Source organism: Methylocystis sp. H4A, assembly GCF_015709545.1.
Classification (GTDB): Bacteria; Pseudomonadota; Alphaproteobacteria; order Rhizobiales; family Beijerinckiaceae; genus Methylocystis; species Methylocystis silviterrae.
In genome coordinates, this window is record NZ_JADNQY010000028.1 from 299,326 (window position 1) to 324,025 (window position 24,700).

Genomic DNA, 24,700 nt, shown 5'->3' on the forward strand with positions numbered 1-24,700 from the left:
CGCTTTGCTAGACTTCCTGACGACCTCCGCCTTCTATCTCATCCCCTTCGTGCTCGTTCTCACGCTGGTCGTGTTTGTGCACGAATTTGGACACTTCATCGTTGGCCGGTGGTGCGGCGTGAAGGTGGACGCCTTTTCCATAGGCTTCGGACCGGAGCTGTGGTCTCGGGTGGATCGTCTCGGCACGCGCTGGCGCATCGCCAGCATTCCGCTCGGCGGTTATGTCAGCTTCCATGGGGACGCCAACGCCGCAAGCGCGCCGGACCCCGAAGCCGTGCGCGCGATGCCGGAGACCGAGCGCGCAGTGACGTTCGCCGCGCAGTCGGTATGGAAGCGCGCCGCCATCGTCTTCGCCGGTCCTTTCGCGAATTTCGTTCTGGCGATCGCGATTTTCGCAGTTCTCTTCGGGGTTTACGGACGCACGATCTATGCGCCGCGCGTCGGCTCGTTGACCCCTGATGGGGCTGGCGCCGCTGCGGGCTTCATGGCCGGCGACCTGGTGCTGACCGTCGACGGCGCGCCGGTTGGCTCCTTTTCGAATCTGCAGGAAATCGTTTCGAGTTCGGCCGACAAGAAACTGATCTTCGTGATTCAACGCGGCGATCAGCAGCTGACGCTTCCGGTCGTTCCCGCCCTGCGCGAGGTCGAAAGCGCGATCGGCAAAATCCGAATCGGCATGCTGGGCATTCAGGCCTCAAAGGCCGCGGCCGACATCCGCCAGGAACGCTACGGACCCGCCGACGCGGTGGCGATGGGCGTGCAGGAAACATGGACGGTCGTGCGCCGCACGGGAAATTACATCGGCGGACTCGTCACCGGTCGGGAGAGCGCCGATCAGCTCTCCGGACCGATTGGCATCGCGCAAGTCTCGGGGCAAATGGCGCAGGCGGTCTCCAAGGTGGGCATCGCGCCGCTGTTGAGCCTCATCGCGATTCTCTCAGTCTCGATCGGTCTGCTCAATCTCATGCCGGTGCCGCTGCTTGACGGCGGACATTTGCTGTTCTTCGCGATTGAGGCGGCGCGCGGCCGCGCGCTCAACGAGCGCGCGCAGGAAGTCGCCTTCCGAGTGGGTCTCGCGATGGTCGGCGCGCTGATGATTTTCTCGACCTATAACGACATCGCGCGACTCATTCACAAGCTCACCGGCTCAGGCTCGTAGCGTAGGTTCCGAAAAAGTCGACAGACTTTTTCGATGAGAGCCTGCTCGCTATTTTGATTTTGAGCTTCCTTATCGATCACATGATTCCATGTGATCGGCACGCGCTTTAGCGCGCACGCAGCCGGTTGTAACTATGCGGCGCGCAGGACGCCGTGTAAGCGCGCCATTCCTGTCGTAATTTGGACATGATGACGCTTGCGGCGCCACGTCTTAACCATGCGCTGACCATGAATCGTGGCTTTAACGTCACGCCTTCGACAAATTGCGGAAACACCATTTATTCTGCATTTGCAGGGTCGGGCAAACCTTGTAGAAAGAATCGCTCAACGCTGGCGAAGCGCCGATCGTCGGCGAATTTACATGAGTTTCGCGCCGCGGCCCGGGCGGCGACGTTGCGACGAGGACCTGCACTATATGCGCTCAATCAGCGGCATTTGGAAATCATCGTTCCTGTTCGCGGTTGTGGCCGCTCTGCTGGCGTTTAGCGTTCCGGCGTTCGCCGCGCCCGACATCAATCGCATCGCATTTGAGGGCAACAGCAAGGTCAAGACTGACATCTTGCAGGAGCAGGTGCGCTCGCGCGCCCGCACAGCATTCAACCCGCAGCTGGCCGAGGCCGACGTCGCGCGATTGACGGAAGTCTATCGTCGGTCGGGACGCGCTGCGGCGAAAGTGAGCTATCGGACGGTTGATCTGCCGAACGGACGGATCGACCTGGTCTTCACCGTCGTTGAAGGCGACAAGACCGGCGTTAAGGAGATCCGATTCATCGGCAATGAGGTCTATTCCACACGCCGTCTCGTCGGCATGATGGAGACGACGGAAATGAACTTCCTGTCGTTCCTCAAGACAAGCGACGTTTATGATCCCGACCGCATCGCGGCGGACCTCGAACTCATTCGTCGATTCTATCTCAAGAACGGCTATGCCGATTTCCGCGTGATCAGCTCCGACGTGCAGTTTGATCCGACGGTCGCCGGCTACATCATCACCATCGTCGTGAACGAAGGCCCGCAGTATCGCGTGTCGTCCGTTGGCGTCGAATCCCATCTGCCCGACGTCGACGGCGCGGCGTTGAACGATTTGCTGCGGCTTGCGCCGGGCGACGTCTACAACGGCGACGCGGTTGAGAAGACCGTCGAAGCTTTGTCGCGCGAAATCGCCAAGCGGGGCTACGCCTTCACCCAGGCGCGCCCGCGCGGCGAACGCAATCCGGCCGATCAGACGGTCGCGATCCAGTTCCTGCTCGAGGAAGGACCCCGGGTCTATATCGAACGCATCAACATTCGCGGCAACACGCGCACGCGCGACTATGTCATTCGCCGCGAGTTCGATATCGGCGAGGGCGACGCCTATAACCGCGTCCTGATCGACCGCGCCGAACGCCGGCTGAATGGCCTCGGCTATTTCAAAAAGGTGAAAATCACCAATGAGCCGGGCTCATCGCCCGACCGCGTGATCCTGAACGTCGACGTTGAAGATCAGCCCACCGGCAACTTCGGCGTCTCTGGCGGCTATTCGACCAACCAGGGCTTCATCGCCGAAGTGTCCGTGTCGGAAAGCAACTTCATGGGTCGCGGCCAGGCGGTTCGCCTTTCGGTGCAGGGCGGCCAGATCGCCCGCGGCGTGACGTTCAGCTTCACCGAGCCTTATTTCCTCGACCAGCGCATCGCCGCCGGCTTCGACGTCTTCGTGCGTCGACAGGACGCTTATAACTACTCGATCTACAGTTCGACGTCCTACGGCGGCACGTTGCGCTTCGGCATACCGATCACCGAAGAGCTCAGCTTCTCGCCGCACTACTCGATCTATCAGACGACGATCTCAATCCCGAACGACAAGAATCGTCCTTACAACGACTGTTTGGTGCCGGTGTTTGGCTACACGCCTGGTTTCAGTCCGTTCTACCCGCAGTCCGGCGGCTATCCGAACCTCCTGGTCAACTGCCAATCGAACGGCGAAGCCTCGCTCGCGATCAAGGAGTCGCAGGGGGGGCTGCTGACGTCGCTTGTCGGCTATTCGCTGAACTACAGCACCATCGACAACTTCAAGAACCCGCATAATGGTTGGCTGGCCTCGCTCAATCAGGACGTGGCCGGTCTCGGCGGCGGCACGCGCTATCTGCGCACGACCGGCGACATTCGCTACTTCCGCGAGATTCCCTATCTCGACGATGTGGTCGGCATCGCCCGTCTGCAGGGCGGCGATCTGTCGACCTTCGGCGGCTACAAGCCGCGTATTCAGGACAACTTCAACCTCGGCCCCAGCCTGGTGCGCGGCTTCGCGCCGGGCGGCATCGGTCCGCGCGATTCGAACGTTCTGACGAGCTTCAACAACAACCGCGGCAACTCGCTGGGCGGCTCCAACTATGTCGGCGGATCGCTCGAAGTTCAGTTCCCGTTCTGGGGCCTGCCGAAGGATCTCGGGCTGAGAGGCGCGCTCTTCGCCGATGCCGGTTCGCTATGGAATTTCAGCGGTAAGACGAACTTCGCCAACAATATGCCGACGATTCCCGGCGTGACCTGCATCGGCGCCTATACGGAGCAGGCGGGCTTCGGCCAGGGCAATTGCGTGGTGCCGATCGCGAACAAGTTCGCGATCCGCTCGTCGGTCGGCGCCTCGGTGCTGTGGAATTCGCCGATGGGACCAATCCGCTTCGATTACGCCGTCGTGACCTCGAAGGTCTATGGCGACATCACGCAGAACTTCCGCTTCAGCGGCGGCACCAACTTCTAATGATCGGAGACGATCGCCGGGCGAACCACGCCCGGCGGACGGCTCAAGGGCCGGCTTGGGCCGCCGCACAGGTCCTTACAGCGTGAGCGCAGCGGCCTTCTTTCCGTTGGCGCGGCCCGCGCCGTTGAGCGAGATTGCGCAGATCGCCGGCGCAGAAATTCGCGGCGGCCCTGACGGCGCGCCCGCGGCGGGCGAGTTCGCGCCGCCCCTCATCATAAGCGTCGCGCCGCTCGATTGGAGCAGGCCGGGCGACCTCTGCTTCTACGACAACCCGCGCTATCGCAAGGCGCTCTCGGAGTGCCGAGCGACCGCCTGCTTCCTGCGCGAGCGCCATCTTGACCTGCTGCCTAACGCCGTCGTCGCGCTTCTCGTCGACGATCCGCAGCGCGCGATGACGCTCGCGGCCGCGCATCTCTTTCCGGACGCGCTGCGGCCCGGCTCCTTATTCCAATCCAGCGGCGTTTCTCCGGGAGCGGCGGTGCATCCGCAGGCGCGACTCGAACCGGGCGTGGTCGTTGATCCCGGCGCCGTGATCGGGCCGGGCGCTGAGATCGGCGCGGGAACGATTATCGGGCCGCAGGCGGTGATCGGTCCGCATGTGCGCATCGGCCGCGACTGTTCGATTGGCGCACATGCAAGCCTCACGCATGCGCTGATCGGCGACCGCGTCGTCATTCACCCGGGGGCGCGGCTTGGGCAGGATGGCTTCGGCTTCGCGCCGACTCGCGAAGGCTATCTCAAGACGCCGCAGGTCGGTCGCGTGATCGTGCAGGACGATGTCGAGATCGGCGCCAATACGACGATTGATCGAGGCGCGTCGCGCGACACGATTATCGGCGAGGGAACGAAAATCGATAATCTCGTGCAGATCGGCCACAACGTGGTGATCGGCCGTTTTTGCGCCATCGTCGCCCAATCTGGACTCGCCGGCTCCTGTGAGATCGGCGATTTCGTCACGCTTGGCGGGCAATCCGCCGTCGGCGGCCACCTCACAATCGGCGAAGGCGCAGCGGTTGCGGCCAAATCCGGGGTGATGCGCGACCTGCCGGCCGGGGCGCGGGTCGGCGGCGCGCCAGCGCGACCATTGCGGCGGTTCTTGCGCGGCGCGGCGCTGCTCGACCGACTCGCGCGCAAGGACAAGCCGACGTAAGACAATCAAGACACATGGGATGGCGCTCGCCATGCCCTCGATAAGGAGGAAGAAATGCCCGAGGCCGCGGCCGGCGCGACTCTGGAGAGCGCCGACATTTTGCAGATCATGAGCCAACTGCCGCATCGTTATCCGTTCCTGCTCGTCGATCGCATCTTCGACATCCGCGGCGACGAATCATGCGTCGGCGTGAAGAACGTCACGATCAACGAGCCGCAGTTTCAGGGGCACTTTCCCGAGCGTCCAATCATGCCCGGCGTCCTGCTCATCGAGGCGATGGCGCAGACCGCCGGAGTCATCGCCATCCGCGCGCTAAAAGGCGCGGATCGGTCGCGTCTCGTTTATTTCGTCACGATCGACAATGCGAAATTCCGCAAGCCGGTGACGCCCGGCGACCGCGTCGAATTCCACATGGCCAAAACCGCGCAGAAGCGAAACATCTGGTGGTATTCCGGGCGCGCGATGGTCGACGGCGCGCTGGTCTGCGAGGCGCAGATCAGCGTCATGATGGGCGCCTAGATCACGCTGCATTTGGGCGGAATCGCCCAAATGCAGATAACGTGATCGATTCCCAAAGTTTAGAGCGCGCTTTGAGCGAAAAACCGGAATCCACTTTTTCGCAACGCGCTCTAGCGCCGGCGCGGCGAGTGCGACATTGAACCCTTCGGTTCATCCGTCCTGTGTCGTCGAAGACGGCGCGCGGCTCGGCGCCGGCGTCGCCATCGGCCCGTTTTGCCATATCGGCGCGGGCGTCGAGATCGGCGACGGCGCGACTCTCCTCTCCCACGTCGTCGTCGGCGGGCGAACGCGGATCGGCGCGCGCGCCCGGATTTTCCCCTTCGCCGCCGCGGGACTGCCGTCGCAGGATATCAAGGCTGCGCTTGCGCAGGGCGCGCTGACGATCGGCGACGATTGCGTCATTCGCGAAGGCGTGACGATCAATGCAGGCGCGGGGGAGGGCACGCGTATTGGGGCGCGCTGCGTCTTTCTTGCCGCGTCGCACGTCGCTCACGACTGTCGGCTGGGCGACGACGTGATACTGTCCAATCAGGTTCTGCTGGGCGGGCACGTCGAGATTGGGGACCATGCGATGATCGGCGGCGCGACGGCGGTGCATCAGAATGTGCGCATCGGCGCGCACGCCTTCGTCGGCGGCCTCTCGGGCGTCGAAGCCGACGTCGTTCCCTTTACGCTCGCGTCGGGCAACCGCGCCCATCTTTTCGGCCTCAATCGCGTCGGCCTGCAGCGGCGCGGTTTCGCGCCGGAGCGTATCGAGCGGCTACGCCGGGCGTATCGTCTGCTCTTCGCGCGAGAGGCGCGCGCGCTGAGCGAACGCATCGACTGTCTGTCACGGGATTTCGCCGGCGACGCAGACATTGCAGCGATCATAGAATTTCTGCGCGCGCCGTCGACGCGGCCGCTTTGCGCGCCTCGCGCGCGCGCTGAATCGCCATGAGCGCGCCGCGCATCTTCCTTGTCGCCGGCGAAGCCTCTGGCGATCAGCTCGGCGCAGCGCTGATGCGGGCTTTGCGCGCCGCGTGTCCGGAGACCGTTTTCGCCGGCGTCGGGGGCGAGGCGATGGCGCGCGAGGGCCTTGCGTCGCTGTTTCCGCTCGAAGACATCGCGGTAATGGGCCTCGTTCCTGTTTTGGCGCGGCTGCCGCGCCTTGTCCGGCGCATCGCACAGACGGCGCGCGCGGTCGTCGATGAGGCGCCGGATTGTCTCGTCATCATCGACGCGCCGGATTTTACCCATCGCGTCGCGCGCCGCGTCCGGGCCGCCCGACCTGATCTGCCGATCGTTGATTACGTCAGCCCGACCGTATGGGCGTGGCGGCCCGGCCGCGCGCGCGCAATGCGCGATTATGTCGATTGCCTGCTGGCGCTGCTGCCCTTCGAGCCGCAGGCGCATCTTCGCCTTGGCGGCCCGCGATGCGTCTACGTCGGCCATCCGCTCGTCGAGCGGCTCGACGAGCTGACGCGGCATTCTCACGATCGCGGCGCGGCGCGGTCGCTGCTCGTTCTGCCCGGGTCGCGTCTTGCGGAAGTGCGGCGCATGACGCCGATCTACGGCGATGCGCTCGAACTTCTCTTGCGCGAACGCGCCGACTTCGAGGTCGTCATTCCTGTCGCGCCGAATGTTGAGAAGACCTTGCGACGCGAACTGCTGGGATGGCCGTTGACGCCGCGTCTGATTGGCCAGGCGGAGAAATTCGCCGCCTTCCGAAATGCGCGCGCCGCGCTCGTCACGTCCGGCGTCGCGACGCTGGAGCTGGCCCTCGCAGGAGTTCCCATGGCGGTCGCCTATAAGGTCTCGCGCGCCGAATCGCTGCTGCGCTTTCTCGTCAAAGTCGAATCGATCGTGCTGCCCAATCTCATCATCGGCGAGAATATTGTGCCGGAATTCCTGCAGGAGGCCGCGACGCCGCGCGCGCTCGCCGAGGCGCTGAGGCCGCTCTTGCGCGAGAGCGCCGCGCGCGAAGCGCAGCTCGCGGCCTTCCAGCGCGTCCGCGCGCGCCTGCTCGAGAGAGGTCGAACGCCGAGCGCTCGGGCGGCTGACATCATCCTCGAATATGCGTCGCGCGGGCGGTCTTAGGACGCTTCTGGGATCAGAAGGGAATGTCGTCGTCGAGTTGGTCGGAGAGCTTGCCGGCCGGGGCGGGACGCCGCTCGGTGGGACCGCGCTCCATCGGCGAGGAGCGGCCAAAGGAGCCGCCGCTCTGGCTATAGCCGCTGTCGTAATCGCCCTCGCTGCGTCCGCCCTTGCTGTCGAGCAGAGTCAGCTCGCCGCGAAAACGCTGCAGCACGACATCGGTCGCCTTGCGCTGATTGCCGTCCTTGTCGGTATATTCGCGGGTCTGCAACTGGCCCTCGAGATAGATCTTGGAGCCCTTGCGGCAGTATTGCTCGGCGATCTTCCCGAGATTTTCGTTGAAGATCGACACATTGTGCCACTCGGTGCGATCCTTGCGCTCGCCGGTGTTTTTATCGCGCCAGGACTCGGTGGTCGCCACCGAAAAAGAGACGACGCGATCGCCCGACGGCAGCGTCCGCACCTCAGGATCGCGGCCGAGATTGCCGATCAGGATCACCTTGTTGACGCTGCCCGCCATATCGCTCTCCGCTTGTTGACGCGTGGCACTCTAGTGCAAAGGCCGGTCCTAGGGCGCGCCGGCTCGGCTTGTCCACAGCTGATGTGGCGCCAGGAGACCATTGATGTTCATTTTTTGTTCTAGCATCGGTCGTAACGTCATGCAAGCACAGCGGAATTTTGTTCTCTTTTCCTAAGCTTAACGGCTAGGTGCGCCTGCGGGCTCCCGGCCTCACTCCGTCGTGACGCCGATCGCGACATCGGAAGGATCAATCTTGCGTGCGAGCCCCGCCGTCAGCCGCGCGCGGTCCAGCTCGCCCTCCCAGGCGGCGACCACGATGGTGGCGACGCCATTGCCGATGAAGTTCGTCAAGGCTCGGCACTCGCTCATGAATTTATCGACGCCGAGCACGAGCGACATGCCCGGCGCCAGCTGCGGATCGACCGCTATCAGCGTCGCCGCCAGGGTGATGAACCCCGCGCCGGAAACGCCGCTCGCGCCCTTCGACGTCAGCATTGCGACGATGAGGATGGTCGCCTGATGCGACAGATCAAGCTCGACGCCCATCGCGCGCGCGATGAACAGCGTCGTCAGCGTCATATAGATGTTGGTGCCGTCGAGATTGAAGGAATAGCCGGTCGGCACGACGAGTCCGACGACCGACTTCGAGCAGCCGAGCCATTGCAGCTTCTCCATCAGAGCGGGCAGGGCGCTTTCCGATGAGGATGTCCCAAGCACGATCAGCAGCTCGTCGCGCAGATAGGCGATAAGGCTGAAGATGTTGAAGCCGGCCGCGCGCGCGATGAGGCCCAGCACGAAGACGACGAAGAGCCCGGCCGTGAGATAGAACAGACCGACGAGTCCGGCGAGCGACAGAAGCGCGGCTGAGCCGTATTTCGCCACCGTATAGGCCATGGCGCCGAACGCGCCGATCGGCGCCGCCTTCATGATGATGGCGATGACGCCGAACATGGCGTGGCCGACGTCGTCGATGATCACCCGCAGCGCGCGGCCGCGCTCGCCGAGGGCTAAAAGCGCGAAGCCGAAGAGCAGCGAGAACAACAAAACCTGCAGAATGTCGCCCTTGGCGAAGGCGCCGATCGCGCTGTCGGGAATGATGTCGAGAAGAAAATCGACGCCGCCGCGCTTTTCCGCGAGCGCCGTATATTTGGCGATCGCGGCAGGGTCGGGTTTTCCGGCGAAGCCAGCGCCGACCTGCGCAAGATTTCCAATCAGCAGGCCAAGCGCGAGGGCGAATGTGGAGACGATCTCGAAATAGAGGAGCGCCTTCAGGCCGACGCGGCCGACCTTGCGCGCGTCCTCGATATGGGCGACGCCGGAGACGACCGTGCAGAAAATGATCGGCGCGATCGCCATCTTGATGAGCTTGACGAATCCGTCGCCGAGCGCCTTCACCCAGTCCTGCGCGGCGGCCTCCGGCGCCAGCCCGCCGAACAGCGCGCCTAGCGCAATGGCCGCGAGCACCTGGACATAGAGGTGGCGGTAGAGGGGTTTGCGGGTGGCGGAGGGATTGGCGGTCATGAGGGTATTGGCGCCTGCCGCGCGTAACGGGAGCAACGCAATACTTTAGTATCACCTTTCGCGTCAAAACCGCCCGTCATTGCGAGCGAAGCGAAGCAATCCAGCCGTCCGCCGCCGCCTCTGGATTGCTTGGTCGGCAGCGCCTCCTCGCAATGACTGCGGGGGATTTCCAAAGCGTATAGCTAGCGCGCTTCGAACGGATTGACGACGGCGATGTCGAGATCGACGAAATCCGCGACGTTGCGCGTCGCGAGAGTCATGGCGTGCGCCGAGGCGATGCTCGCGACCAGCGCGTCCATGACATTGAGCGGTTTGCCGAGCGCCTGCCGCTTCCCCCGCAGCCGCGCGAAGGCATGCGCCGCGCGTTGATCGAAAGTGAGTATCTGGCCGGCGAAAATCTCCGCTTCGATCGTATCGCAAGCCCTGGTCAGCGCCTCCTTCTTGCGGCCGTCGGGCAGCAGAGCGAGACCAAAACGAAGCTCCGCGATGACTGGCGTCGCGATGAAGAAATCGACCTCAGAATAGGAGTCCATCCAGCGTCGGACGTTACCGTCGCCCGTCGGTTTCATCATTTCAGAGACGATGTTCGTGTCGAGCAAGATCATTCGAAATCCGGCGGGGCGCGGTCGCTTTGATCACGAGGCTGAATGAAATCGTCCGTCCAATCCTCTTGCGGCACGAGACCCTTGAGCCGCGTTCCGAGTCCTCCGGCGCCTCGAGCGCGCTCTGGCCGGACAGCCTGGGATAAAGCGCGTTCAAGCAACACTTTCGCCTCGCTCGAAATGCTGCGCTTATGCCCGTGAGCCAGATCCTCGATCTGCCGCTTCATTTCCGGGGGAACGTCTCTCAACAGAATGTCAGGCACGCCAGCCTCCGCGTCTGATATCAATGATATCGCTATGCGGGCGCGATATCAAGGCTGACATGCAAAGGAGCTGATCAAGCATCGGATAGGCTTCAGATGGATTTATCCATCGGCGCGTGGCATTTGCCTTGCTCAGCGCCTAAATGACGCTTCCACTCTCCTTCCGGCCTTTGTGAATGGCGATCATCAAGCAAAAGGACGCGCGAGCGGGCGCATCAATTAAGCCTAGCGACTCTAAATCCATCTCCATCCGCGGCGCGCGCGAACATAATCTCAAGAACGTCGATCTGACGATTCCGCGCGATAAGCTCGTGGTGTTCACCGGCCTGTCCGGTTCGGGCAAGTCGTCGCTCGCCTTCGACACCATCTATGCCGAAGGCCAGCGCCGCTATGTCGAGTCGCTGTCAGCCTATGCGCGGCAATTTCTGGAGATCATGCAGAAGCCCGACGTCGATCAGATCGATGGGCTTTCGCCGGCGATCTCCATCGAACAGAAGACGACATCCAAAAACCCGCGCTCGACCGTCGGCACAGTCACCGAGATTCACGACTATATGCGTCTGCTCTGGGCCCGCGTCGGCGTGCCCTACTCGCCAGCGACAGGGCTGCCGATCGAGAGCCAGACCGTCTCGCAGATGGTCGATCGCGTGCTGGCGCTTCCTGAAGGCTCGCGGCTCTATCTGCTCGCGCCGGTCGTGCGCGGTCGCAAAGGCGAATACCGAAAGGAGATCGCCGAATATACGAAAAAGGGCTTCCAGCGCCTCAAGATCGACGGCGCCTATCATGAGATCGCCGACGTGCCGGCGCTCGACAAGAAATTGAAGCACGACATCGATGTCGTGGTCGATCGCATCGTCGTGCGTCCCGACATGAGCGCGAGACTGGCCGACAGTTTTGAGACCGCGCTCGACTTGTCGGGCGGCCTCGCCGTCGTCGAATTCGCCGATGTCCCGAAAGGCCAGAACGTCCTAATCGCGCCCGTGCAGCCGGCGGCGAACGTCTCGACGCATTACGCCCCGCATCACATTTTGTTTTCGTCGAAATTCGCCTGTCCGGTGTCGGGCTTCACCATCCCCGAGATCGAGCCGCGGCTGTTTTCCTTCAACAATCCCTTCGGCGCCTGTCCGGTTTGCGGCGGCATCGGCCATGAGCAGAAGGTCGACGCCGACCTCGTCGCGCCCAATCCAAAGCTGACGCTGCGCAAAGGCGCGATCGCGCCCTGGGCGAAATCGACCTCGCCCTATTATCAGCAGACGCTCGAAGCGCTCGGCAAGCATTACAAGTTTCGGCTCGACGTCCCGTGGGAGACGCTTTCCGACAAGGCGCGAAACGTCATTCTTTACGGTTCGGGCGAGGAGGAGATCCGCTTTTCCTATGACGACGGCTTTCGCGCCTATGACGTGAAGAAGCCGTTCGAAGGCGTCGTCATCAATCTCGAACGCCGCTATTTGGAGACGGACAGCGAATGGGCGCGCGACGAGATCGGCCGCTATATGTCGGCGACGCCATGCCTCGCGTGCGAAGGCTTTCGCTTGAAGCCCGAAGCGCTCGCCGTCAAAGTCGCGCGCAAACATATCGGCGAAGTCTCGGAGCTTTCCGTGCGCGCCGCGCTCGACTGGTTTCGCGCGCTGCCCGACGCGCTCGACAAGAAGCGCAATGAAATCGCTTTCCGCATCCTGAAGGAAATTCGCGACCGGCTAAATTTTCTCGTCGATGTCGGCCTCGACTATCTGACGCTGTCGCGCAATTCAGGCTCGCTGTCGGGCGGCGAAAGCCAGCGGATCCGCCTGGCGTCGCAGATCGGCTCGGGGCTGACCGGCGTTCTCTATGTGCTGGACGAACCGTCGATCGGGCTGCATCAGCGCGACAATGATCGTCTGCTCGACACGCTGCGGCGGCTGCGCAATCTCGGCAACAGCGTCATCGTCGTCGAGCACGACGAGGACGCGATTCTCGCCGCGGACTATGTCGTCGATGTCGGACCCGGCGCCGGCATTCACGGCGGTAAAATCGTCGCGCAAGGGACGCCGCAGGAGATCATGAACGATCCCGCTTCGCTCACCGGGCAATATCTGACCGGCGAGAAGCAGGTGATCCTTCGTCACAAGCTGCGCAAGCCGACGGCCGGGCGTTGGCTCAAGCTCTTCGGCGCGCGCGGCAATAATCTCAAGGAGGTCACGGCGGAAGTGCCGCTTGGCCTTTTCACTTGCGTTACTGGCGTCTCGGGCGGCGGCAAGTCGACGCTCGTCATCGAAACGCTCTACAAGGCGGTCGCGCGGCGACTCTCCGGCGCGCATGAGCACCCGGCGCCCTTCGATCGCCTCGAAGGACTCGAGCAGATCGATAAGATCATCGACATCGACCAGTCGCCGATCGGCCGCACGCCGCGCTCCAATCCGGCGACCTATACCGGCGCCTTCACGCCTATTCGCGAATGGTTCGCGGGTCTTCCGGAGGCGAAGGCGCGCGGCTATGCGCCGGGACGCTTCTCCTTCAACGTCAAGGGCGGGCGCTGCGAAGCCTGCCAGGGCGACGGCGTCATCAAGATCGAGATGCACTTTCTTCCGGACGTGTACGTCACTTGTGACGTGTGCAAGGGCAAGCGTTACGATCGCGAGACGCTTGAAGTGAAATATCGCGAAAAGTCCATCGCCGACGTGCTGGACATGACGGTCGAGGAGGCGGCGAATCTGTTCAAGGCGGTGCCGTCGATCCGCGACAAGATGGAAACCTTAAAGCGCGTCGGCCTCGATTATATCCATGTCGGCCAGCAGGCGACGACGCTGTCCGGCGGCGAGGCCCAGCGCGTCAAGCTCTCCAAGGAGCTGTCGCGCCGCTCGACCGGCCGCACGCTCTATATTCTCGACGAGCCGACGACCGGTCTGCATTTCCATGACGTCGCCAAGCTGCTCGAAGTGCTGCATGAACTCGTCGAGCAGGGCAATACGGTGGTCGTGATCGAGCACAATCTCGAAGTCATCAAGACGGCGGATTGGATCATCGACATGGGCCCGGAGGGCGGCGACGGCGGCGGCGAGATCGTCGCGACCGGACCGCCATCACAGATCATCAAGGAGACGCGCAGCCACACGGGGCGCTATCTCGCCGAAGCGATGGCGCGCAAACCATCCGTGGCGGCGCCGGCGCCGGCGAAACCCAAGAAAGCGCGGACGCTTTAAAGTCCCTCACGGCCGCCGCGGCCACGCCTTCGCCTCAAAAGTAGGAGCCGCCTCGCAGCGCATGCGATGCGGCCCATGTTTGTTGTGCGGGGCGCGCTGCGTTGGGCGTTTAGTTCTTCAGCGGCGCCGGACGTTCGTCGCGTTCCGCATCCGCAGCGCGAATCGCCGCGTCATCTCCCTCCGCGGCTTCCTCCGCGGCGCGCTTCTTGCCGGCCTCGAAGATGTCGCGCTCAGGCCGCGGCAACACCGGACCCTCCGGGAAGACGAAGCCCAGCGACTTCGCTCCGGTGTCGTCGCCGACGACGACGACGCGCACAGCGCCGCCATTCTTGAGGCGGCCGAACAGCACCTCGTCGGCGAGCGGCGTCTTGATGTGCTGGTGAATGACCCGCGACATCGGCCGCGCGCCCATCGATTCGTCATAGCCGTGCTCGACGAGCCAGCTGCGCGCTTCGTCGGTGAGTTCGATCGTGACATTGCGGTCGGCAAGCTGCGCTTCGAGCTGCATGATGAATTTGTCGACGACGCGCTTGATGACGTCGACCGGCAGATGACCGAAAGGCACGATGGCGTCGAGACGATTGCGGAACTCCGGCGCGAAGAGCCGATTGATCGCTTCGCTGTCGTCGAGATCGCGGCGCGTGCGCGTGAAGCCGATCGGCGTGCGGGCAAGATCCTGCGCGCCCGCATTCGTCGTCATGATGAGGATGACGTTGCGGAAGTCGATCGTCTTGCCATTGTGATCGGTCAGCTTCCCGTGGTCCATCACCTGCAGCAGGATGTTGTAGAGATCGGGATGCGCCTTCTCGATTTCGTCGAGCAGCAGCACGCAATGCGGATGCTGGTCGATGGCGTCGGTCAGCAGTCCGCCCTGATCGAATCCGACATAGCCGGGAGGCGCGCCGATCAGCCGGCTCACCGTGTGGCGCTCCATATATTCCGACATGTCAAAGCGCACGAGCTCGATGCCGAGCGATGTCGAGAGCTGGCGCGCGGCTTCCGTCTTGCCGACGCCGGTCGGCCCGGAGAAGAGATAACAGCCGATCGGCTTCTCCTGATCGCGCAGACCCGCCCGCGCGAGCTTGATCGCCGACGTCAGCGCCGAGATCGCCTTATCCTGCCCGTAGACGACGCGCCGCAGCGTCTCATCGAGATGCGCGAGAACTTCGGCGTCGTCCTTGGAGACGGTCTTCGGCGGCACGCGCGCCATGGTGGCGATCGTCGTTTCGATCTCCTTCAGTCCGATGGTCTTTTTGCGCTTGTTTTCCGCGACCAGCATCTGCGCCGCGCCGGTTTCGTCGATCACGTCGATCGCCTTGTCCGGCAGCTTGCGGTCATGAATGTAACGCGCCGAGAGCTCCACCGCCGCCTTCAGCGCGTCGTTGGTGTAGCGAATCTTATGGAACTCCTCGAAATAGGGCTTGAGCCCCTTCACGATTTCGATCGCATCGGGGATCGAGGGTTCATTGACGTCGATCTTCTGGAAACGGCGAACGAGCGCGCGGTCCTTCTCGAAATACTGCCGGTATTCCTTGTAGGTCGTCGAGCCGATGCAGCGCAGCACCCCCTGCGCCAGCGCAGGCTTCAGGAGGTTGGAGGCGTCCATCGCGCCGCCAGAGGTGGCGCCCGCGCCAATCACCGTATGGATCTCGTCGATGAAGAGAATCGCGTTCTTGTGATTCTCGATTTCCTTCACGACCTGCTTCAGGCGCTCTTCGAAGTCGCCGCGATAGCGCGTGCCGGCGAGCAACGCGCCCATGTCGAGCGCGAACACCGTCGCCCCGGCGAGAACTTCCGGGACCTCGTTGGAGACGATCTTACGCGCGAGGCCTTCGGCGATCGCCGTCTTGCCGACGCCGGGATCGCCGACGAGCAAGGGATTATTCTTTTGCCGGCGGCACAGAACCTGGATCGTGCGCAGCACTTCCGGCTCGCGGCCGATCAGCGGGTCGATGCGGCCGTCGCGCGCCTTCCTGTTGAGATTGACGCAATAGGCCTCGAGCGCGCCTTCCTTCTTGCGGCTCTCGCCGTCGCGGCCCTCGCGGCCTTCGCTGCGCTCGCCGTCTTCCTCGACGCCGCGCGGACTCCGGCTGGCGTCCGAAAGCCCCGGACGCTTGGCGATGCCATGGCTGATGAAATTGACGGCGTCATAGCGCGTCATGTCCTGCTCCTGCAGGAAATAGACGGCGTGGCTTTCGCGCTCGGCGAACAGCGCGACAAGTACATTGGCGCCGCTGACGTCTTCGCGGCCAGATGACTGGACGCTGATAATCGCCCGCTGCACGACCCGCTGGAACCCGGCGGTCGGCTTGCATTCATCCGCGTCTTCGTTGACGAGGTTGTCGAGCTCGCGATCGATGTAGTCGCGCAAATTCTTGGTCAGGACGTCGAGATCCACCGAACAGGCGCGGAGCACCGCCGACGCGTCGACGTCCTCGACGAGGCTCAGCAGGAGGTGCTCGAGCGTCGCATATTCATGGCGCCGCTCGCGGGCGGAGGCGAGCGCACGGTCGAGGGTCTGCTTGAGATTGCGCGAGAAGGTCGGCATGCGCTCGTCCTATTTCTTTTCCATGATGCACTGCAGAGGATGCTGATGCTTCCTTGCAAAATCCATGACCTGGGTGACTTTGGTCTCAGCGACCTCGTAGGTGTAGACGCCGCATTCGCCGACGCCGTGATTGTGGACGTGGAGCATGATGCGCGTGGCTTCCTCGACGGACTTGTTGAAATATTTCCGCAGCACGATCACCACGAACTCCTGCGTCGTGTAGTCGTCATTCAACAAAAGCACCCGATACATATTGGGCTTGCGCGTCTGAGGACGCGTTCGCGTGACGAGCGCTGTTCCGGCCCCAGGACCGACGTCGCCTCCCTTGCGCGGCTCCTTGGCCGCTCGCGGCGCACTAGCCGCCATCGCTAGCGTTAAATCCTCCGCCGCCACGTCTTCACCCTTTCGATCCTTTTCATGTAGGTCGGCTCAGTGGTTCTTTTAGGGTCGCCTCGCAGAATCTGGGCCATTTCCACGGTGAGGGAAATCAAGAACATCGCTAGTTTTGAGCTTTCCCAGCGGCTTGGCAAGGGGTCGCGCGACGCGCCGTCGGCGAGTTTTGTCGAAAGCCGCATCAATAAAAAATTCACCTCCGCTAGATTAGCGTCACACCGCTAACCTTCAGGCATTCAAGTGCGTCGACCCCTCGAGCATCGCCGTTTAAGCCACCCCCGCGCCGGCCTTCCGGCGGGCGTCTGGAGTCTCGCGGCGCTGTCGATCGCCGCTTGTTTGTGCAGCGTGCTCGGCGCCAAGCTGCTCTCAAATATGTTTGAGCCTCCCCAAACGCGAGCGCCGGCGCGCTTTTCGAGGGGCGCAGAAGCCGATCTGCGCGGCCTTGCCAAGGCGGCGCCGCAACACGAGGCGCCGGCGCCGACAGAACAACGCGAGGCCGACGTCGACCGTTTGCCGACAGGCACGATCCCAGACAAGCGCAAAGAGCGGAAGGCGTTGACGCCTTGCGGCGAAGCTGGCGAAATCGCCGATCATTAGTTTTTTTGCGACCAACCCCCGTGTGCGCGGCCCGACGTGCGCATATATTTATTGACAATCTGGCAATTGCCCTTAAAGCATTCCCGTGGCTATCGCCCGCGCTTCTTTGCGGCGGACCGTCGGCGGGCCAGATAGCCGTTGCGGCGACGACGGCGACTTCTCTCAACATCCACGCGCGCTTCTTTACGGCTAGCGCGCAAGCGGAATTTCCGCACATGCGGGCCGTAATTCAGGATAATTAATGACATTCGAAGAACTGGGCCTTTCCCAAAAGGTTCTCGCAGCCGTCCAAACGTCCGGCTATACGACCCCCACGCCAATTCAGGCGCAGGCCATTCCACCCGCCTTGCAGGGGCGCGATATTCTCGGCATCGCCCAAACGGGCACCGGCAAGACCGCCGCTTTCACCCTGCCGATGCTGAGCCGTCTCGAAAGCGGCCGCGCCCGCGCCAGAATGCCGCGAACGCTCATTCTGGAGCCGACGCGCGAACTTGCCGCGCAGGTCGAAGCAAGCTTCGCAAAATACGGCAAGAACCATCGTCTCAATGTCGCGCTGCTGATCGGCGGCGTCGCCTTCGGCGAGCAGGAAACCAAAATCATGCGCGGGGCCGACGTGCTGATCGCAACGCCGGGCCGCCTGCTTGACTTCTTCGATCGCGGCAAGCTGCTGCTCACCGGCATCGAAGTTCTCGTCATCGACGAGGCGGACCGTATGCTCGACATGGGTTTCATTCCCGACATCGAGCGCGTCTGCAAGCTGGTGCCGTTCACGCGGCAGACGCTCTTCTTCTCCGCGACCATGCCGCCCGAAATCACGCGGCTGACTGAAGCCTTTCTGCATAATCCGATCCGGTGCGAAGTCTCGCGCGCCGCGACGACGGCGACCACGATCCGGCAGGTTCTCGTCGCTTCGCGGGGCCACGCCGACAAGCGTGAGACGTTGCGCAACCTCATTCGCGACGCCGATAACTTCAAGAACGCGATCATCTTCTGCAACCGCAAGCGCGACGTGGCGACCCTTCATCGCTCGCTCGTCAAGCACGGCTTTTCCGCCGGCGCCCTGCACGGCGACATGGATCAGCTGGCGCGCATGGCCTCGCTCGACGCGTTCAAGACTGGCGATGTGTCGCTGATCGTGTGTTCGGATGTGGCGGCCCGCGGCCTCGATATTCCGGACGTGAGCCATGTGCTCAACTTCGACGTCCCGACGCACAGCGAAGATTACGTGCACCGGATCGGCCGCACCGGCCGCGCCGGCCGGTCGGGCGTGGCGATCACGCTCGTCACCGAAGACGACATGAAATATATCGACCAGATCCAGAGCCTCATCGGCAAGGCGATCGATTGGGAGGGGCCGGGCTTCAACGCCTTGCCGCCGCCGATGGAGACGAGCCGCCCGCAAGAGCGCCGCGGCGAGCGCGCCGAACGCGGGCCGCGCCGGGAGCGCGGCCGCCGGCCAGCCGCCCCCGCCGACCGTGAAGCATCCGTCAACCGCCGGCCAGACGCCGCCGCCGAGCGCGACGCGCCCGTCAGCCGCCGCCGGCCAGCCGCCACCGATCGCGAAGCGCCCGTCAACCGCCGGCCAGCCGCCGCCGAACGCGAGGGGCCCGTGAGCATGGGCCGTCAGCGGGGCGGCCGCGTCAAGGCCGATGGAGAAGGCGTGCGGCCTCCGGCCTATGGGGCGCCGGCCGCGCCGCCGGCCGCAGAGCGCCGTGAACGCGGCCAGCGCCATCATGAAGACGATGGGCCGCCCGTCATAGGACTGGGCGACCACGTGCCGTCCTTCCTGCTGCGCCCGGTGGCGCTGAGGCCGGCGAAGGTCGGCGAAGAATAGTTTTTTCCAGCAAGGCTCGCCTGGTCAAAGGCTTGCCCGATCAGGCAAGCCGGCCCCGCAGCAACCTCATCCTTCGAACGGCGCCATTGCGCCGCGAATTTTCTCCGCCTGTTCAGCGAGCTTAGCGTCGTCCGCCATGGTCCCCGGAGGGCGCAGGGCGACGCCGTCCCAACGCGGCAACAGGTGGAAGTGCAGGTGATAGATCACCTGTCCGCCGGCGCTTTCGTTGAATTGATGCAGCGTCAGGCCGTCGGCGGCAAACGCCTTTTCGATCGCCTTGGCGACGTGCTGCACGCGCTTCATCAATTGGCCGAGCGTTTCCGACGAGACGTCGAGGAGGCCGCGCGCGCCTTCCTTGGGAATCACCAGAACATGGCCCTCGGCGCGCGGCATGATGTCCATGAACGCGAGCGAGACGTCGTCCTCAAAGACCTTATGCGCAGGGATTTCTCCGCGCAGAATCTTGCCGAAAATATTGTTGGGATCATAGGCGACGGCCATGGGCTGTTCCCTTCGAGCGCTTGCTCCTAAAACCATTTTGGCCGTTCTGACGGGCGCTTGCGTCTCGAAGGACGTCGCTCATGGCGCGAACGAAGCGTCGCTTGAGGCGACAGTCCGTTCCCGCTGAAGAAGGCCGGCAAGGAAAGCAATTGCTCTTGAGGCCTGTCAATCCCCAAAGGCGAAGGCGCGGATATTGGTGAGGCGAAAATCGCTCGCGGGATAAACGCCGAGAATCTCCACTTCCTTGGAGAAGAACTGCAGTTCTTCGAGCGCGCGCGCCATCGCCGGCTGCTCGGGATGTCCGTCGGCGTCGGCGAGAAAGCGCGTCGCGGCGAATTCGCCGTCAACCATGTAGCTTTCGAGCTTGGTCATATTGACGCCATTCGTGGCGAAGCCGCCAAGCGCCTTGTAGAGCGCGGCCGGCACGTTGCGCACGCGAAAGATGAAGGTGGTGATGGTCGACCCCGCGCTCGGCGCCGCCCAATGCTTGGTCTTCGACAGCACGATGAAACGCGTCGTGTTATGCGCCTCGTCCTCGATGTTCTCCGCCAGCACGTCGAGATCGTAGATGTCGGCGGCGAGTCGCGGCGCGATCGCGGCCTTGGTCGGATCGCCCCATTCGGCGACTTCGCGCGCGGCGCCGGCAGTGTCTCCGGCGGTGTGCGCCGCGAGGCCGAATTGGCGGATGGCGCGGCGGCACTGACCCAGCGCATGGACATGGCTGTAGACGCTTCTGAGCCCCTGCCGCGTCGCGCCCCTGGGCGCCATCAAGTGAAAATGGATCGGCAGGAAGTGTTCGCCGACGATATGCAGACCCGAATGCGGCAGGAAATGATGAATATCCGCGACGCGTCCGGCGATGGAATTTTCGATCGGGATCATGCCGAGCGCGGCGCGCCCCTCGGTCACCGACGCGAAGGCGTCCTCGAAGCTTGCGCAAGGGAGCGGCGTCAGTTGCGGATAGGCCTGACGGCAGACGAGGTCGGAGTTCGCGCCGGACTCTCCCTGGTAGGCGATATATTGCGTCACTTTGCGTCCTGTTCGCGCGCCGTGGCGCGCAGCGCGGTCAAATCGCGTTCCGTATCCACCGATGGGGCGCCTTTGTCCAGCACAGCGGCGTCGATGCGCATGCCGGCCTCGAGCGCGCGCAACTGCTCGAGGCGCTCACGCAATTCGAGCGGAGAGGGCGGAAGCGCGACGAATCGTTCCAGAGCGGCGCGGCGAAAGGCGTAGACGCCGATGTGCTTCAATCGCGGCCCATCGCCATGGGGGGCGGGCGCTCTCGTAAAGTAAAGCGCGCGAACCCGTTCAGGCGCGAGCGAGGCTCCGACGAGCTTGACGGCGTTGGGATCGCCAGCGTCTTCGGCGCGCGCCGGGCAGGCGAGGGTGCCGATGTCGACGGCTGGATCGTCGAGAAGCGCGAGCGCTGCTTCGAGCGCCCCATCGGGAAGGAAGGGCTGGTCGCCCTGCAGATTGACGGCGGCGCCATGGCGGCCATGTGGGTCGAGCGCCCGCAAGGCTTCGCCGATGCGATCGCTGCCACAAGCGTGAGAGCCGCGCGTAAGCGCCGCGTGTCCGCCGACCGACTCGATCGCGCGCGCGATCTCGGGAGAGTCGGTCGCGACCACGACAGGTCCGAGCGCTGCGGCGCATGCGCGCTCCCAGACATGGACGATCATGGGCCGACCGTCGATTTCGGCGAGCGCCTTGCCGGGCAGACGCGTCGAGCGTAGACGCGCCGGAATAATGACGATCGGCGCGAGCGCCTGCACGGCGCTAATAGGCGTTGCTATCCTCGGCCATCCAGCCCTTTTCGCTCTTCACGAAATGCAGTGTGCCTTCGCTCGTGTGCACTTCGGCCTTGGTGAATGTCCGATCGTTGTCGAGGCCGAGAAAGGCGCAGGTTCCGCGCTCGCGCTCATCAGCGCATTTGGCTTCGAACCCCTCGGGAAACAGAATTTCAGCCTCATACATCAATTCGTAAGCGTCGACGTTCTCGCGCTTCACTTCGCGGCCCTGCACCTTCTTGAAGGACACGAGCTTGGCGTCCACGCCATTCTTCTCCAGAAGATTGCGTAAGACCTTCGCGCCCGTGGCGTCGCCGGGCATATGTTCGCCGCAAGCGGAAAGCGTCAGGGCGATCGAGACGCCGGCCACAAGGCCGAGAACAAAGCGGAATCCAGAAGCCATCTACTCCTCCGGCGCCGCGTTCATCGCAGCGCGATGTTATTTGTTTCGATATCGCACAAACGCTTCACAACTCAGCGTCTGTGAAAATTCATATCAGATAGTTGCATTTTTGTGCAGCCGGAGTAACGTGACTGCGCCAAATGAGTTGCGCGTCTGGCGGCGTCGAAGGGCCTGTAAGAAGACCCATGGCGTGCGTAAGCGTTTGATGCGTATTCGGCACAACTTTGAATACCCTGCGGAGTGCTCAGGTCCGCCGCATCTCCTGGGTCCGTGGGGTTGGCCGACTGGCGGTGGTTGGAGTGGCCTCCTTGAAGCCATCGTCAGTCGGCCGCCTTCCCCAAGGCGGTTTCTTCTCCAGCCAAAAAATATCGGAGCGTCACTGCGGCGACGCTCCTTCTGGCTAGACCAGCGATTGTGACGAACGCCTCGACGAGGCGCGCGCTGTATCTGCGCGCGCTTACTTGATCTTGGTTTCCTTGAATTCCACGTGCTTGCGCACGACGGGATCGTATTTCTTGAAGACGAGCTTTTCCGTTTTGGTGCGCGCGTTCTTCTTGGTCACGTAGAAATAGCCCGTATCCGCCGTGGACAGGAGCTTGATCTTGATCATGGCGGACTTGGCCATTGCTCATCCCAGTCTATCAGAGAAATGAAATCGTCCCGGTCGCTGAACGCGCCGGGAGCGAATTGGCCGGCAACATACGTGCGGCGCGAACGATGTCAAGAAGGCGCGCCGGGCCAGTCCTGAGCCAAGAGCGATTCGAGCCTCGTCAAGAGGATGCGGCAAAGAACAGCCATAATTTTGTTGGTTAATCCACAAGAGAAGCGGCGTGTGGCTGGAACGACTCCGGCGAATTGCGCGGCAATACTCGGGCGGGAGGAAATATCTCGTAAGTAGCTGGTGCTCGCGCGCGTCGTCGAAGCGCAGCGCCTGCATGTATCGACGTGAAGAAGTGCTTCCTTCGTCTTCACGCGAATGCGCTTGGAGTGAGTAGTATGAGCGTAACACTCGAAAAGCGGCGCAAAGTCGCGGAGTTGGAGAATTTTGAACGGCGGATACTCCAAGAGAAGCGGCGCCTCTTAAGAGAGCTCGAAAGCTTGGAAAAGCCCTTCCGCAACACGCGCGCGATGGCCTGGATCAAGGATTTTTCGAGCGACGTCGCTGGCGAGTGGCGCGCGGTCCAGGGCGCCGCGTCATTCAGAGCGCCGATCTGGTTTTATGTCGTCGCCGGGGCCATCCTGCTCGGAGGCGTCGGCGTCGTCGCGACTTTCGCCTCGAGAGGCGCGCCGCGCGCCGATGGCGCGACGGTGCGTCAGGTCGAAACGCCGACGACGCCTGTGCGGATCGAGCCGCCGGCGCCCGTGACCGAGGCCGCGCAGGCCGCCGACGTCGCGCCATCCTCGGCGCTTACCGTTAGCGCCCCGCCGGACTCAATTGCGCCTCCGACGCCGTCGACGCTCGACTCCAAGGAGCTGAAGGAACGGCTTCTGCAGGCTCAGGCCGCTGCGGAGCCCTTGCCCGAGCCGCTGCCGCCGCCCCAAAAAACCGACGTTCCCGCCGCCGCGCCGGCGCTCGGCGCGGCGACGGTTCCGCCGCTCGATGCGGCGCTGCCGAAAACCGCCTTCGACGACGCACCGCCCGTTGATACGGCCGCGACGGCGGAGCCGGGCGACGAGGCGCCAGCGGCGCGGACTGCGGCGCGCGAAAGCCAGCGCGAGGACGAGCCCGCGAACGAGGGTCGCCGCGCCAAATGCTTCGTCAAGGTCGATGGACGGGTTCTCTTCGAGCGCAGCTGCATGCTCCGCCAGCCCACGCGCTCAACGCTGACGCTCAACGCCGGAGACGACGCCGTTGTTCTGACGCAAGATCATGGACGGACGTGGACGGCGAGCCTCGGCGGCCGCAGCCTCGGCAAGGTCTATCGAACAGGCGAGTGCTGGGGCCGGCGCCGCCAGGTCTTCATCTGCGCGAGGGGCGCGTGAAGCGCGCTGAGCCTATCGGCTTTTCGCTCGCGTAGAATCATTGGAGGGCGCGGCGCGCTCCGCGTAACTTCGGACACAATAGCCCTGCGGCGGAGCTATGCGTTTTCTCGAAGGCGTGAACTCAACTTTTTCGATGGAGGCCAAATTGAGTTTCAAACATCGCATAGCGACCGCTTTCGCGCTCGCCGCCATATTGCTTTCAGGCGTCGCTCTGGCGGAGAAGGCGGAGGAGCGGGTCGTGAAAGAGGCTATCGCGCTCTTTCGCGCCTATGGGGTCATGCACCCCAAAGTGGCTCGCGATTCAGTGCCGCGCTGCTTCTATGCGGCGACCTGGAGGTGGACGAGTATTCCCGAGGATTTATCGCGGAAATATTTCGGAATCAAGGCGCTGGCGGGATTGGTCGCTGAAAATCCTTCAGGTTTTTATGAAGTCAAGAAAATATTCGATCCGGAAGGTAAGCAGCCTGAAGCTTTCTGTACTGAGGATCAGGACAAAGAGGAATATCACGTGTTGTTTGAAGCATTCGAGAGCAAAACGAAATTGCTAGACAAACGTGAGATTGAAGCTTCTCCTCTGTCTGATTACTATAGACGTTCAGAATATTCTTTTCCGGTGTTCGACACCAGATTTCGCAAGGCTGCGTTCGTCAAATTCGTTCAAGAACGGCAATTCATCCGATCGCGAGACGGTAAGGTGACGCCGTTACCCCCCGAATCTTTTATCGAGGCGGTAATTCTTGAGAAGCGCAACGGCGTTTGGCGAGAAATCGAGAGTGTTGTGACTGGTCAATCGTAGGGCTAGATCATCAACAACATCCGTTTGAACGGCTCGCCAGTCATTCCCGACGCGCGCAAAGCGCGCGATCGGGAATCCAGAGCAAACCAGCGTTCTTGGAATCGGCTCTGGATTCCCGATAAGGCCTTCGGCCTGT

21 protein-coding genes are annotated in these 24,700 nt (G+C 63.0%); 11 read left to right on the forward strand and 10 right to left on the reverse strand.

Annotation, left to right across the window (positions count from 1 at the left end; translation table 11 throughout):
- Window positions 1-4 precede the first annotated feature (4 nt).
- From IYW40_RS18090 to lpxB, 6 genes are all read left to right on the forward strand, one after another.
- Window positions 5-1,159: an RIP metalloprotease gene (locus IYW40_RS18090; protein WP_196401661.1), complete on the forward strand. Its 1,155-nt coding sequence runs from the start codon at window positions 5-7 to the stop codon at window positions 1,157-1,159.
- 414 nt (window positions 1,160-1,573) lie between these two features.
- Entirely contained in the window at window positions 1,574-3,895 is a 2,322-nt protein-coding gene (gene bamA, locus IYW40_RS18095) for an outer membrane protein assembly factor BamA (RefSeq protein ID WP_196402212.1), read from the forward strand.
- A gap of 82 nt (window positions 3,896-3,977) precedes the next feature.
- Entirely contained in the window at window positions 3,978-5,045 is a 1,068-nt protein-coding gene (lpxD, locus tag IYW40_RS18100) for a UDP-3-O-(3-hydroxymyristoyl)glucosamine N-acyltransferase (RefSeq protein WP_196401662.1), read from the forward strand.
- 54 nt (window positions 5,046-5,099) lie between these two features.
- Window positions 5,100-5,564 (forward strand): 3-hydroxyacyl-ACP dehydratase FabZ, encoded by a 465-nt coding sequence (gene fabZ / locus IYW40_RS18105; protein ID WP_196401663.1) that lies wholly within the window; start codon window positions 5,100-5,102, stop codon window positions 5,562-5,564.
- A gap of 136 nt (window positions 5,565-5,700) precedes the next feature.
- On the forward strand, window positions 5,701-6,501 hold the full coding sequence (lpxA, locus tag IYW40_RS18110) for an acyl-ACP--UDP-N-acetylglucosamine O-acyltransferase (RefSeq protein WP_196401664.1): 801 nt from the start codon (window positions 5,701-5,703) through the stop codon (window positions 6,499-6,501).
- Window positions 6,498-7,640, forward strand: coding sequence for a lipid-A-disaccharide synthase (lpxB, locus tag IYW40_RS18115; protein WP_196401665.1), 1,143 nt, complete (start codon window positions 6,498-6,500; stop codon window positions 7,638-7,640). Before lpxA ends, lpxB begins: the two co-directional genes overlap by 4 nt.
- Before the next feature lie 13 nt (window positions 7,641-7,653).
- On the opposite strand, the gene ssb is transcribed toward lpxB, so the two are convergent.
- From ssb to IYW40_RS18130, 3 genes are all read right to left on the reverse strand, one after another.
- Window positions 7,654-8,157: a single-stranded DNA-binding protein gene (gene ssb / locus IYW40_RS18120; protein ID WP_018407593.1), complete on the reverse strand. Its 504-nt coding sequence runs from the start codon at window positions 8,155-8,157 to the stop codon at window positions 7,654-7,656.
- 210 nt (window positions 8,158-8,367) lie between these two features.
- Window positions 8,368-9,678 (reverse strand): C4-dicarboxylate transporter DctA, encoded by a 1,311-nt coding sequence (gene dctA / locus IYW40_RS18125; protein WP_196401666.1) that lies wholly within the window; start codon window positions 9,676-9,678, stop codon window positions 8,368-8,370.
- A gap of 182 nt (window positions 9,679-9,860) precedes the next feature.
- Window positions 9,861-10,283, reverse strand: a complete 423-nt coding sequence (locus tag IYW40_RS18130; protein WP_196401667.1) for a type II toxin-antitoxin system VapC family toxin — start codon at window positions 10,281-10,283, stop codon at window positions 9,861-9,863.
- Between the two features lie 436 nt (window positions 10,284-10,719).
- Between IYW40_RS18130 and uvrA the strand changes: the two genes are divergently transcribed.
- Window positions 10,720-13,722 (forward strand): excinuclease ABC subunit UvrA, encoded by a 3,003-nt coding sequence (uvrA, locus tag IYW40_RS18140; protein ID WP_196401669.1) that lies wholly within the window; start codon window positions 10,720-10,722, stop codon window positions 13,720-13,722.
- A 109-nt stretch (window positions 13,723-13,831) separates the two neighbouring features.
- Here the strand turns inward: uvrA and clpA are convergent, their stop codons facing one another.
- Complete coding sequence (gene clpA, locus IYW40_RS18145) at window positions 13,832-16,270, reverse strand: ATP-dependent Clp protease ATP-binding subunit ClpA (RefSeq protein ID WP_196401670.1); 2,439 nt, start codon at window positions 16,268-16,270, stop codon at window positions 13,832-13,834.
- 9 nt (window positions 16,271-16,279) lie between these two features.
- Window positions 16,280-16,636, reverse strand: coding sequence for an ATP-dependent Clp protease adapter ClpS (gene clpS, locus IYW40_RS18150; protein WP_123175299.1), 357 nt, complete (start codon window positions 16,634-16,636; stop codon window positions 16,280-16,282).
- 267 nt (window positions 16,637-16,903) lie between these two features.
- On the opposite strand from clpS, the gene IYW40_RS18155 reads away from it, so the two are divergent.
- Entirely contained in the window at window positions 16,904-17,260 is a 357-nt protein-coding gene (locus IYW40_RS18155; RefSeq protein ID WP_196401671.1) for a hypothetical protein, read from the forward strand.
- 241 nt (window positions 17,261-17,501) lie between these two features.
- Window positions 17,502-19,094 (forward strand): DEAD/DEAH box helicase, encoded by a 1,593-nt coding sequence (locus IYW40_RS18160; RefSeq protein WP_196401672.1) that lies wholly within the window; start codon window positions 17,502-17,504, stop codon window positions 19,092-19,094.
- Between the two features lie 66 nt (window positions 19,095-19,160).
- On the opposite strand, the gene IYW40_RS18165 is transcribed toward IYW40_RS18160, so the two are convergent.
- The 5 genes from IYW40_RS18165 to rpmG all read right to left on the reverse strand — a co-directional run bounded on the left by IYW40_RS18165 (window position 19,161) and on the right by rpmG (window position 22,410).
- Complete coding sequence (locus tag IYW40_RS18165) at window positions 19,161-19,595, reverse strand: HIT family protein (RefSeq protein WP_196401673.1); 435 nt, start codon at window positions 19,593-19,595, stop codon at window positions 19,161-19,163.
- A 165-nt stretch (window positions 19,596-19,760) separates the two neighbouring features.
- On the reverse strand, window positions 19,761-20,624 hold the full coding sequence (locus tag IYW40_RS18170) for a prephenate dehydratase (protein ID WP_196401674.1): 864 nt from the start codon (window positions 20,622-20,624) through the stop codon (window positions 19,761-19,763).
- Window positions 20,621-21,367, reverse strand: coding sequence for a 3-deoxy-manno-octulosonate cytidylyltransferase (locus tag IYW40_RS18175; RefSeq protein WP_196401675.1), 747 nt, complete (start codon window positions 21,365-21,367; stop codon window positions 20,621-20,623). The genes IYW40_RS18170 and IYW40_RS18175 overlap by 4 nt, the downstream gene beginning before the upstream one ends.
- Before the next feature lie 4 nt (window positions 21,368-21,371).
- Window positions 21,372-21,785, reverse strand: coding sequence for a hypothetical protein (locus tag IYW40_RS18180; protein WP_196401676.1), 414 nt, complete (start codon window positions 21,783-21,785; stop codon window positions 21,372-21,374).
- A 457-nt stretch (window positions 21,786-22,242) separates the two neighbouring features.
- Window positions 22,243-22,410, reverse strand: coding sequence for a 50S ribosomal protein L33 (gene rpmG / locus IYW40_RS18185; RefSeq protein ID WP_014892635.1), 168 nt, complete (start codon window positions 22,408-22,410; stop codon window positions 22,243-22,245).
- 371 nt (window positions 22,411-22,781) lie between these two features.
- Between rpmG and IYW40_RS18190 the strand changes: the two genes are divergently transcribed.
- The gene (locus IYW40_RS18190; RefSeq protein WP_196401677.1) at window positions 22,782-23,768 is read left to right on the forward strand and encodes a hypothetical protein; all 987 of its coding nucleotides are present in this window, start codon (window positions 22,782-22,784) and stop codon (window positions 23,766-23,768) included.
- A 97-nt stretch (window positions 23,769-23,865) separates the two neighbouring features.
- Window positions 23,866-24,564: a hypothetical protein gene (locus IYW40_RS18195; RefSeq protein WP_196401678.1), complete on the forward strand. Its 699-nt coding sequence runs from the start codon at window positions 23,866-23,868 to the stop codon at window positions 24,562-24,564.
- The last annotated feature ends 136 nt before the right edge of the window (window positions 24,565-24,700 follow it).

Excerpts from the sequence above, each read along its gene's own strand:
- uvrA (WP_196401669.1), top strand. The coding sequence starts at position 10,720 with ATGGCGATCATCAAGCAAAAGGACGCGCGAGCGGGCGCATCAATTAAG.
- ssb (WP_018407593.1), bottom strand. The coding sequence starts at position 8,157 with ATGGCGGGCAGCGTCAACAAGGTGATCCTGATCGGCAATCTCGGCCGC.
- IYW40_RS18195 (WP_196401678.1), top strand. The coding sequence starts at position 23,866 with ATGCGTTTTCTCGAAGGCGTGAACTCAACTTTTTCGATGGAGGCCAAA.
- rpmG (WP_014892635.1), bottom strand. The coding sequence starts at position 22,410 with ATGGCCAAGTCCGCCATGATCAAGATCAAGCTCCTGTCCACGGCGGAT.
- bamA (WP_196402212.1), top strand. The coding sequence starts at position 1,574 with ATGCGCTCAATCAGCGGCATTTGGAAATCATCGTTCCTGTTCGCGGTT.
- IYW40_RS18160 (WP_196401672.1), top strand. The coding sequence starts at position 17,502 with ATGACATTCGAAGAACTGGGCCTTTCCCAAAAGGTTCTCGCAGCCGTC.
- fabZ (WP_196401663.1), top strand. The coding sequence starts at position 5,100 with ATGCCCGAGGCCGCGGCCGGCGCGACTCTGGAGAGCGCCGACATTTTG.
- IYW40_RS18165 (WP_196401673.1), bottom strand. The coding sequence starts at position 19,595 with ATGGCCGTCGCCTATGATCCCAACAATATTTTCGGCAAGATTCTGCGC.
- clpS (WP_123175299.1), bottom strand. The coding sequence starts at position 16,636 with ATGGCGGCTAGTGCGCCGCGAGCGGCCAAGGAGCCGCGCAAGGGAGGC.
- dctA (WP_196401666.1), bottom strand. The coding sequence starts at position 9,678 with ATGACCGCCAATCCCTCCGCCACCCGCAAACCCCTCTACCGCCACCTC.
- IYW40_RS18130 (WP_196401667.1), bottom strand. The coding sequence starts at position 10,283 with ATGATCTTGCTCGACACGAACATCGTCTCTGAAATGATGAAACCGACG.
- clpA (WP_196401670.1), bottom strand. The coding sequence starts at position 16,270 with ATGCCGACCTTCTCGCGCAATCTCAAGCAGACCCTCGACCGTGCGCTC.
- lpxB (WP_196401665.1), top strand. The coding sequence starts at position 6,498 with ATGAGCGCGCCGCGCATCTTCCTTGTCGCCGGCGAAGCCTCTGGCGAT.
- IYW40_RS18180 (WP_196401676.1), bottom strand. The coding sequence starts at position 21,785 with ATGGCTTCTGGATTCCGCTTTGTTCTCGGCCTTGTGGCCGGCGTCTCG.
- IYW40_RS18190 (WP_196401677.1), top strand. The coding sequence starts at position 22,782 with ATGAGCGTAACACTCGAAAAGCGGCGCAAAGTCGCGGAGTTGGAGAAT.